This is a genomic window from Kistimonas scapharcae (assembly GCF_039540975.1).
GTDB lineage: Bacteria > Pseudomonadota > Gammaproteobacteria > Pseudomonadales > Endozoicomonadaceae > Kistimonas > Kistimonas scapharcae.
This window is the reverse complement of the sequence record NZ_BAABFL010000359.1, coordinates 1-8964: the sequence shown is the minus strand read 5'-3', so window position 1 is coordinate 8964 and position 8964 is coordinate 1. Positions and strand designations below refer to the sequence as shown.

General features: G+C 50.1%; 10 protein-coding genes and 1 pseudogene. 5 read left to right on the top strand and 6 right to left on the bottom strand.

Translation table 11 applies throughout. From position 1 onward, the window contains the following. Positions 1-80: 80 nt before the first annotated feature. The 3 genes and pseudogenes from preA to tenA all read left to right on the top strand — a co-directional run. A pseudogene (gene preA, locus ABD892_RS12935) lies at positions 81-818 on the top strand (NAD-dependent dihydropyrimidine dehydrogenase subunit PreA); the annotation flags it as partial. A 50-nt stretch (positions 819-868) separates the two neighbouring features. After that, complete coding sequence (locus ABD892_RS12930) at positions 869-2419, top strand: NCS1 family nucleobase:cation symporter-1 (protein WP_345196174.1); 1551 nt, start codon at positions 869-871, stop codon at positions 2417-2419. A gap of 120 nt (positions 2420-2539) precedes the next feature. Then, a complete protein-coding gene (gene tenA / locus ABD892_RS12925; protein ID WP_345196173.1) occupies positions 2540-3202 on the top strand; it encodes a thiaminase II in 663 nt (220 codons plus the stop codon). A 124-nt stretch (positions 3203-3326) separates the two neighbouring features. Here the strand turns inward: tenA and ABD892_RS12920 are convergent, their stop codons facing one another. The 4 genes from ABD892_RS12920 to ABD892_RS12905 form a co-directional block, all read right to left on the bottom strand. Further along, positions 3327-4031, bottom strand: coding sequence for an HAD family hydrolase (locus ABD892_RS12920; protein WP_345196172.1), 705 nt, complete (start codon positions 4029-4031; stop codon positions 3327-3329). After that, entirely contained in the window at positions 4028-5023 is a 996-nt protein-coding gene (gene xerC / locus ABD892_RS12915) for a tyrosine recombinase XerC (RefSeq protein ID WP_425559251.1), read from the bottom strand. The genes ABD892_RS12920 and xerC overlap by 4 nt, the downstream gene beginning before the upstream one ends. Beyond that, positions 5020-5715, bottom strand: coding sequence for a DUF484 family protein (locus ABD892_RS12910; RefSeq protein ID WP_345196171.1), 696 nt, complete (start codon positions 5713-5715; stop codon positions 5020-5022). Before ABD892_RS12910 ends, xerC begins: the two co-directional genes overlap by 4 nt. Before the next feature lie 341 nt (positions 5716-6056). After that, positions 6057-7055, bottom strand: a complete 999-nt coding sequence (locus ABD892_RS12905) for a hypothetical protein (protein ID WP_345196170.1) — start codon at positions 7053-7055, stop codon at positions 6057-6059. Between the two features lie 87 nt (positions 7056-7142). On the opposite strand from ABD892_RS12905, the gene ABD892_RS12900 reads away from it, so the two are divergent. Further along, positions 7143-7382: a hypothetical protein gene (locus ABD892_RS12900; protein WP_345196169.1), complete on the top strand. Its 240-nt coding sequence runs from the start codon at positions 7143-7145 to the stop codon at positions 7380-7382. Positions 7383-7764: 382 nt separating this feature from the next. On the opposite strand, the gene ABD892_RS12895 is transcribed toward ABD892_RS12900, so the two are convergent. Beyond that, a complete protein-coding gene (locus tag ABD892_RS12895) occupies positions 7765-7893 on the bottom strand; it encodes a hypothetical protein (RefSeq protein ID WP_345196168.1) in 129 nt (42 codons plus the stop codon). Here ABD892_RS12895 and ABD892_RS12890 point away from each other — a divergent pair. Then, complete coding sequence (locus ABD892_RS12890; protein WP_345196166.1) at positions 7888-8085, top strand: hypothetical protein; 198 nt, start codon at positions 7888-7890, stop codon at positions 8083-8085. The genes ABD892_RS12895 and ABD892_RS12890 overlap by 6 nt on opposite strands. Here ABD892_RS12890 and ABD892_RS12885 read toward each other — a convergent pair. Further along, on the bottom strand, positions 8059-8229 hold the full coding sequence (locus ABD892_RS12885) for a hypothetical protein (protein ID WP_345196165.1): 171 nt from the start codon (positions 8227-8229) through the stop codon (positions 8059-8061). The two genes, ABD892_RS12890 and ABD892_RS12885, sit on opposite strands and share 27 nt — an antisense overlap. Positions 8230-8964 lie beyond the last annotated feature (735 nt).

The window sequence follows — 8964 nt, the reverse complement described above, 5'->3', positions numbered from 1 at the left end:
TTTGCCTGAAGAGCACAGGGGACGCTCTCTTCATTCAATTTAGCCTTACTTCTTCAGATCGTTAAGCGGGAGTTAAGGCCAATATCACCGATATACGCCTCTCGGCCCGTGCAGCCAAAGCCGGTGGTGCAGACGCCGTTTCCCTGATCAACACCATCAATTCCATTACCCATATTGACCTGGACACCATGGTCAGCGCGCCGGCGGTAGGTGGAAAATCGACCAACGGCGGTTACTGCGGCCCGGCGGTCAAACCGATCGCCCTGAACATGGTGTCACAGATTGGCCTTGACCCCGAAACAGCCGACCTGCCTGTCTCCGGGATTGGCGGTATCAACAGCTGGCGAGATGCGGCTGAATTCATTGCACTTGGTGCAGCCAACGTGCAGGTCTGTACAGCCGCGATGCTGCACGGTTTCCGGATTGTGGATGACATGATAGACGGCCTGAGCCGCTGGATGGACGACAAAGGGTACAAGACCATTGAAGACTTTCGCGGACAGGCCCTGCCACACCAGACCTCCTGGCAATACCTGGATCTGAATTACAAAACCATTGCCCACATTGACCCGGCCCAATGCATCGGTTGCGGACGCTGTTATGCCGCCTGTGAAGATACATCCCACCAGGCGATCCGCTACACCCGTAATGATGGTATTCGTAACTTTTCGGTTATTGAAACGGAGTGCGTGGGTTGTAACCTGTGCCAGATGACCTGTCCGGTGGAAAACTGCATCACCATGGTTGCCCAGGATACCGGCAAGCCCTATCTTAACTGGACGCAACACCCGCAGAATCCTTATGCCGGAACGGACTGACAACGGTTAACCCGCTACCCACAGAATAATGAATGACAAGGGAGGCAGTCATGAGCGAGCAGCGATCAACCATGAAAACACGTGGTGATTTTTTTGAATTAGAGGTTGGCGAAGACCTGAAGCAAAGCCCGTTGTTCAATGACGATATAGCCCCCACCCGCCTGGAAGAGCGTACCTGGAAAACCGGCCATGTCGCCTCCCTGTGGGTGGGCATGGCCATTTGTGTTCCGACGTATACACTGGGTGGGGTGCTAACCGCCTATTTCGGTTTGTCCGTTACCGAAGCACTGCTGACCATCCTGCTGGCCAATATCATTGTATTGATTCCTCTGATGCTTAATGCTTTCAGCGGCACCCGCTATGGGATTCCGTTCCCGGTTGTCCTGCGTTCGTCGTTTGGCCTGCGGGGTTCCAACCTCCCCTGTCTGATCCGTGCCGTTGTCGCCTGTGGGTGGTTCGGTATCCAGACCCTGTTTGGTGGGCTGGCCATTCACCTGATGTTTTCAGCATTGTCCGAAAGCTGGGCCTCGCTCGGCGGAACCGGTGAAGTCATTGGTTTTTTTCTATTCCTTGTCTTGAACCTTTACGTTGTCATTCGTGGCTCTGAAGCGATACGTAAACTGGAGAGTTTTTCAGCCCCCCTGCTGCTGATCGTGGGTCTTGGCCTGATGATCTGGGCACTACCCAAAGTCGATCTTGGCGCCTTGCTCGCAACACCTGCCAACCGCCCTGAAGGTGACAGTGTCTGGGGATATTTCTTCGGTGGTCTGACCGCCATGGTTGGGTTCTGGGCCACCCTGTCCCTGAATATTCCTGACTTCAGTCGTTTTGTACGTTCCCAGAAAGACCAGCTGCTGGGGCAGGCGCTGGGGCTGCCATTAACCATGTTTTTCTTTGCGGCACTGGGCGTAGTGCTGACAGCAGCCTCCCATATCCTAGTTGGCCAGACCATTTCCGATCCAGTCAACTTGATCGGGCAAATCGATAATAAAGCCGTGGTTGTGATTGCGATGCTTATGATCATTATCGCCACGATATCTACCAATACCGCTGCGAATATCGTGTCACCGACCAATGATTTCCAGAACATCGCTCCAAAACTGATTGATGGCAAACGGGGAGTACTGCTCACCGGCCTGGTGGGAATTCTGCTGATGGGCTGGGAGCTTCTGCGCAAACTGGAACTGATCACATCCAATACCAGCGTTGAAGCGCTATACACCGGCTGGCTGCTGGGTTATTCCAGCCTGCTGGGACCGATTGCCGGGATCATGATCGTGGATTACTTCATTATCAAGAAACAGCAATTACACCTGGTGGACCTGTATCGCCAAGGGGGGCACTACCCATCGGTTAATCCGGCAGCCATGCTCGCTTTTACCATTCCGGTTGCGCTGACGGTCACGGCAATCATTACCCAATCCATGATGTGGTTTTACAGCTACGGCTGGTTTACCGGTTCTCTGCTGGGAGGGCTACTCTATTACGCCTTCAGTAAGACACAATCGCCGTCTGAACCCACACAAGACGGTGAGAATGACAACTCACGTCGTACGTCTGCCGACAACCACAGTGAAGCACTGAGCGCAGAAGTCATATAAGTTACCCGCCGGTTTGCCTCCAGAGACAAACCGGTCATTTCCCCCGTATTAATCCGTGCAATTCAACCGGTTCATGGCTAGGATTTCGGGCAAATCCATTGCTGGCCATTGACACCCACCATGAATGTTTCTGACCTGATCACCGCCAACCAATCCCTCTGGCAAGAATACACCCAACACCGCTTCGTCCGACAATTGGGCGATGGTACATTGCCAGACAGCGCATTCAGGCACTACCTGATCCAGGATTATCTTTTTCTGAAACACTTTGCGCGCGCCTATGCGCTGGCGATTTATAAATGCGACAGTTTTTCTGCCATGCAGCGCCCATTGACAGCACTGACCGGCCTGCTGGAGCATGAAACCAGCCTGCATGTCGCCTACTGCCAGGAATGGGGAATTTCAGAACAGGATCTGGAGAACATAGAGGAAGACAGCGGCACTGTCGCTTATACCCGACTGGTACTGGATATCGGCCAGTCCGGCAGTCTGACGGAACTCTATGTCGCGCTGGCTCCCTGCGCATTGGGTTACGCCGAGATCGGTGCCTGGCTGCCGAAGCAATCGTTTACGGCCCGGGCAAATAATCCTTACATCGCCTGGATCGATATGTATGCCGGTGAAACCTTCCAGCAACTGGCGGTGGACGAAACCCGGTCACTGGATGAAATGATGAAAGAGATTTCTGCCGACAGTCAGCAGGGTCGAAAACTGAACCGGATTTTCCGCGATGCTACCCGCATGGAAATTGCATTCTGGGAACAGGGCCTGAACAAACAATAAACGGCTGTAACCGTTTAAACGCATTAATAATAAATACCCAGACTCAGACTTTATCTACAGCCCACGCACTGTGGGTTGTAGATAAAAATATGAGATGTTTTTTATTCTGGTAGTTATTAATCGATCAGGACAGACCACTAGGCGTGACAATAGTGCGCAGTTCAGGAATTGATTTGATCACATAATCCGGGCTGATATCGTACGTCCAGGGCTCATCCTGTGGATTAAACCACACCGTACGGATACCCAGCTGTTTGGCAGCCAGAACGTCATTCTCCGGGCTGTCGCCGATATGCAGCATTTCATCAGCCGTTACTCCAGCCTGTTCCATGGCCAATTGATACATTAACGGGTCTGGCTTGCTGCTATTGATATCCTCAGCTTTCAGGACAAAATCAAAGAAGCGTTCAATCTGCAGGTTGGCCATTTCAATATTACCATTGGTCAGCGCCGCGAGTGTGTAATGCTCATGGAGGTATTCCAGTGTGTCCAATACACCGGGGTAATAAGCAATACGCCGCCGCCACTGGCTAAAAATTTCAAACGCCGCTTCAGCCCCTGCGACGATCTCTTCACGACCGTAACCCGCCTCTTCCAGCGCGATCTCCATGCCAATGATCCGGGCACGACTGACCTGATGCCGGAACTCAGGGTATTGTTCACGAAAACGGTTTTTCAGGGCATCCAACCCTTCAAGATCATAGTGATCCGCCAGATTGGGGTAATTCTCCAGCAGCCAGCTATAACATTGACGCACGGCTTCCTTGATGACGACCAGGTTATCCCACAGGGTATCGTCCAGGTCGAAGGTAATCAGCTTAAGAGTCATTCGTCGTCCTTCTTCCGTGCCCGCGGGTGTGCCCGGTCATAGACGTTGGCCAGATGCTGGAAGTCCAGATGGGTGTAGATCTGGGTGGTGGAAATATCACTGTGTCCCAGCAGTTCCTGCACAGCCCGCAATTCCCCACTGGATTCCAGCAAATGGCTGGCAAAAGAGTGTCTGAGTTTATGCGGATGCAGATTACCCTCCAGCCCCTGCTGCAATCCCCATGCCTTCACCCGAACCTGTACCTGACGTCGGCTGATCCGCTGCCCCCCACGGGCTATAAATACGGCGTTTTCCCCATCCTGCGCCATACCCCGACGCACCGTCAACCACTGCTGAATCGCGTCCCGGGCTTTACTGCCAACCGGCACGATCCGCTCCTTGTTGCCTTTGCCGACAACTCGCACCACGCCCTCGTCAAGATCAAGATCGACCAAATCCAGCGCCACCAGTTCCGCGAGCCGTAAGCCGGAGGAGTAAAACAACTCCATCATGGCATGATCCCTCAGCGACAGCGGTGAGTCCGGCGTCACATTCAGCACACCGGCAAGTTGATCCGTATCCAGGGTATCTGGCAATTTCTTCGGGCGTTTCGGTGCCTGCACCTGCAACCCCGGGTTACTGTGACAAATCCCTTCACGCATCAGAAAATCAAAAAACTGTCGTACGGCAGATAACCAGCGATGCAGACTGCGGGCCGATAAGCCTTCACGCTTTAACGCTGCCAAGCAACGACGCAGGTGTTCTGCCGTCAGTGCGGGCCACTGTTCAATGGTCAGCCCGGCTGCCAGCAACGAGAGTTTCTGGATATCGCGCTGATAGGCCGCACAGGTGTTTGCGGCAAAGCCTTTTTCATGGCGAAGAAAACTGAGATACGCGTCAACTGCCTGGTTCATGGCTAATGATGCCGTCTTGTTTTCCAATGCGCTTTGGTGATCGTTTGTATTTCCGCGTTTCCCGGGCAGTTTGTCCGAACCCTTGTCCGACACACTCACATCAGCCGCCCCAGGATGCGCCCCAGTGCATCCGCAATAAAGCGTACAAATAGCGTATCGACACCGGCTCGGAACTGGTCAGTCTGTCGGCTACCCAGTGCCAGGATACCCAGCCGCTCATGGTAATGGAGTGGTGTGACGGCAGCCGAGGCGATCGTGCGGGCATGATTGGAAAAAAGGAAAGCCGCTTCATCGGGACGTAGACGTCCACAGACCGTACGATTGCCCTGCATATTGCGGCTTAACAGGTCCCGCACATGCCTGCTGATATCCCGCTCACGGCACAGCCGCACACGGGTTTCCAGGGGACGGTCACTGATCAGGATAAAACTGCAATAATCAATCTGAAAATCGTGCAGCAGACTGTCTTCAAGGGTGTCCGCCACCTGGTCCAGGGTGTCGGATTCCATCAGTGCAAGCAGCAACCGACGACACTGTTCAAACAACTGATCATTATCACGGGCAATTGTCACCAGGCTGCCAAGCCGCTGATTTAATTCACTGTTACGCTCACGTAACAACGTCACCTGTCGCTCAACCAGGGAGATGGTGTCGCCGCGTTGATGGGGAATGGAGAGTTCAGCCAGCAGGTCATCCCGATGATGGAAATAGTCCGGATGCTGTTTGAGGTAATCTGCGACCTCGTCAGCCGTCAGCCCCGTTGTTGACGCCTGCTGCCCCTGTTTGTCCATGGATGATCCTGTGCACCTAACCGTAATGATCAGGGAAAATCATACTTTGGATTATGAAGGTATGCACGATATTAGTATCATCCATAAAGACAATTTCATTTTCCCAATATGGCTGTACTAACACTATTGGTAAATTCTATTTAACGCACGCTTTATTCTTACATACTTTGTCTTTATTGGGTTTAACGTATTACCAATAGTTGCTAACAACCCACGCTTATCGACAAATGCACAATATTCACGATACTCATCGTAGTGTCTCAAATGCCTCTCTTCTGTTTTAGCTCTGGCGTAATAGATCAAATTCCACATCAGCAAAGCCATAACATTAATATAAATGCTCACCCCCCCCCTTCAGTGACAAAAGGTATGGTAATTAGCCACCAATAAATATTTTTAGAAACATAAGCCGGGTGCTTCACCCATCGATATGGGCCAGAGGAAATGACACCTCGGTATGTAAGGTTTGAAAAACGAACCCCCATTGATAATGTTGCCCACCAGTATATCCCCCATGTTAGTGCGACAAGGATACCCCAAACCCAATAAAACGGTGAGTCCTGCGGCAAAATATCAGCCCAGTAAAGGTTATCTTGCTGATGCAGCATATTTGTTACGTACTGGTTGAAAGGAGGATAACAAATCAGACAAACCAGCCAACCAGAAAGGGTAGAATCAACACTTTTGATCTCAGTATTAAATAATTTCAAAGATAATACGTAACCAAGCGTACCAATAAGAACATCAATTGTAAGGCCTAGCACAAACAGGTATTGGAAAATTTTAGAAGAAAAAACATCCTCAACTTTCCATCCCAAAAGATCGTTAACGGCAATAATATAAAAACCATACATCAACGGTAAGAAAAAGACTTTGACCAATAAAGCTCGAAAAAAATGTTTTCCCCATTTACCGGCTGGTTTACCCGTTGCAAGAAAGCGCCCAACGTAATAATACTCATCATACGGATCATTTTGTCGTAGATCTGAAAAAACAATATAGATCGGAACAAGAACCAGCAAAAAAGAAAACAGCCACAAGTCATTCCAGAAACTGTTAAGCCATGTAAAACCTACCAACGTTCCCAAGTAACTGTACACTGGCATTATCAGCAAAATTAAACTTGCGGAAAAGATCTTATACTTGACACGCTCAGAAGAAAAACCATGCCGCCTGACGTTAAACAGCTGCCTTAAATTTTTTGATTCACTGACTATATAACCCAGAAAAGCTGAAAACAGCAAAACAACCGGTATTATTGGATACTGAGCAACACCCAGAAGCTTAAACAAAAACAAACACGAGAAGAAAAAACACAGTGCAAATAAGGAACTTTTCATATTTCAGCGCCTGAAATCCATGTTATGTAAACGCACCCTTTCCTTCACGCCAAAAACCAATCTGGAAACAGGATCACCCATCGGTTCATGGCTGCGTCCCAGTCACGGACAGGCATGGCGCCAACTCTCTGGTGCCTTAGCGATGCCCCGATAAAAAACCGTCATGACAAACTTGTCATTCGGGAATGTTTTCCACTGCTGCGTCGTCTTCCTGATGAGGCGGTTGAACGACTCAGGAATGCGGGTAAGACCATCACGGTAGAGGATTGGATACGGACGATTTTGCCCGCGCACCACCTCATCCTGTCGTGCGCCGCTCATCCTTGACGTTTTTTTGTTATGTCCATTGCGACTGTTGCCCGTGTTCTTTCCAGCAGCATCATCTTTCCTGTATGCCAGCGTGTTCGCCCAGCCCTGCTGTCAAAACACACGCGATAGCCGTTGGAGAAGTTCTCTGCTGAAATTGGCCAGATCATTCTGAGTCTTGGTTTGGCTGGCCACTTTTTCGATAAGTTCCTGGTCAAATTCAACGCTCATTGTTTTCCCCCGTTTCGGGTATTAACGACAAGCGTTTGCACAATCCCAGTGACAATCCTTCATTTGAATATAGGTTATAAATCAGGGAGAGCTATACTGGCCCGCCCTTTTGCTGATGCCAGGTGGGGAATGCTGGGGCAATAATAACGGTTGCCGGATATCACGTCCCCCATCAAAGATGGCAATACAGGTTGACCAGGAACACGGTGATGATGGTGGTGATCAGGCCGCCAAAGGTAATCAGGTACTGCCGGCTCATGCCGGCCATTTCTGTCCGTAATTCGGCAAAGCCCTGATGCATACCGGTTTGGACGGAATCAATCTTTTGGTTCAGCTCAAGGTAGCGGCTGTCTATCTTTTGATCCAGCTCGTGATAGCGGTTATCTATTTTCTGATCCAGTGCGTGATAGCGGCTATCAATCTTCTGGCTCAGCTCATGGTAGGCGCTATCGATTTTCTGGTTGAGTTAATGGTAGCGGGTGTCCGAACGTAGCTGAACCTGCATGATGGCTTCTTGCATAACCAGAATATCCTTTTTGCTGGCATTGTATTCCGGATCCAACGAAGCGCTGACTTTGGCAGCCAGTTCCTGGTCTACCCCGATCCGGATCAGCTCTGTAGACAGATTTTCGGGCATAACGTCTCCCACATAGACAGTAAATGTCACTCCCCGTCAAAGTGATAAAGCCGGACAAGACGAAGCGCATTCCACCGGTAACCCGCTGAACACGGAAGGCTGTTTTCAAGATCCAACACCGTGTGACCTTATGGAGAGGAATAGCAAAGTGCAGAAAAGATAGTACGACCGTGGTGAATTCGCCAATTTGATGGATATCACTGTTTACCTGACTTAAGGGAGGCATTGCCTATTCCATTAGAAAATAGAATCATCAGGAATCAGGAATCAGGACAGCCCTATTGCACAAATTATACGGCGGAATAATTATGCGGTTTGGAACACAGCGAAGGATGAGCAAGAAAAGGACAATACTAAAAGACGTCGTCAAATAGGGGTTTGAAGCTGTCGTCTTTGATAAACGCAATCACCGATCGAAGAAGCATCTAATCGATAGGGTGAGACATTATTCCAGATTCAAAACCAGCTACTCTTTTCTTTGACGCAACAGTGTCATCTGTCTCTCCACTAAGTAGAAAGTATCGCCGCATTGATGTGGAATAGAGAGTTCGGTCCGCAGGCTACCCCTATGGTAGACGCCCGTTGCCCTGTTTGTCCAAGGATGATTCTGTGCACCTAAACGTAATGACCAGAAAAAATCCTACTGGGGATTAGGTAAGTACTCAAAAACTCCTGTGCAGACCACATGGCAGCCAGCATGAGGCGTATTCGATAATATTTGCCAGTCTCGGAATT

Excerpts from the sequence above, each read along its gene's own strand:
- ABD892_RS12895 (WP_345196168.1), bottom strand. The coding sequence starts at position 7,893 with ATGCATCAGGGCTTTGCCGAATTACGGACAGAAATGGCCGGCATGAGC.
- ABD892_RS12900 (WP_345196169.1), top strand. The coding sequence starts at position 7,143 with ATGGCTGCGTCCCAGTCACGGACAGGCATGGCGCCAACTCTCTGGTGC.
- tenA (WP_345196173.1), top strand. The coding sequence starts at position 2,540 with ATGAATGTTTCTGACCTGATCACCGCCAACCAATCCCTCTGGCAAGAA.
- ABD892_RS12920 (WP_345196172.1), bottom strand. The coding sequence starts at position 4,031 with ATGACTCTTAAGCTGATTACCTTCGACCTGGACGATACCCTGTGGGAT.
- ABD892_RS12885 (WP_345196165.1), bottom strand. The coding sequence starts at position 8,229 with ATGCCCGAAAATCTGTCTACAGAGCTGATCCGGATCGGGGTAGACCAG.
- ABD892_RS12905 (WP_345196170.1), bottom strand. The coding sequence starts at position 7,055 with ATGAAAAGTTCCTTATTTGCACTGTGTTTTTTCTTCTCGTGTTTGTTT.
- ABD892_RS12890 (WP_345196166.1), top strand. The coding sequence starts at position 7,888 with ATGCATACCGGTTTGGACGGAATCAATCTTTTGGTTCAGCTCAAGGTA.
- ABD892_RS12910 (WP_345196171.1), bottom strand. The coding sequence starts at position 5,715 with ATGGACAAACAGGGGCAGCAGGCGTCAACAACGGGGCTGACGGCTGAC.
- ABD892_RS12930 (WP_345196174.1), top strand. The coding sequence starts at position 869 with ATGAGCGAGCAGCGATCAACCATGAAAACACGTGGTGATTTTTTTGAA.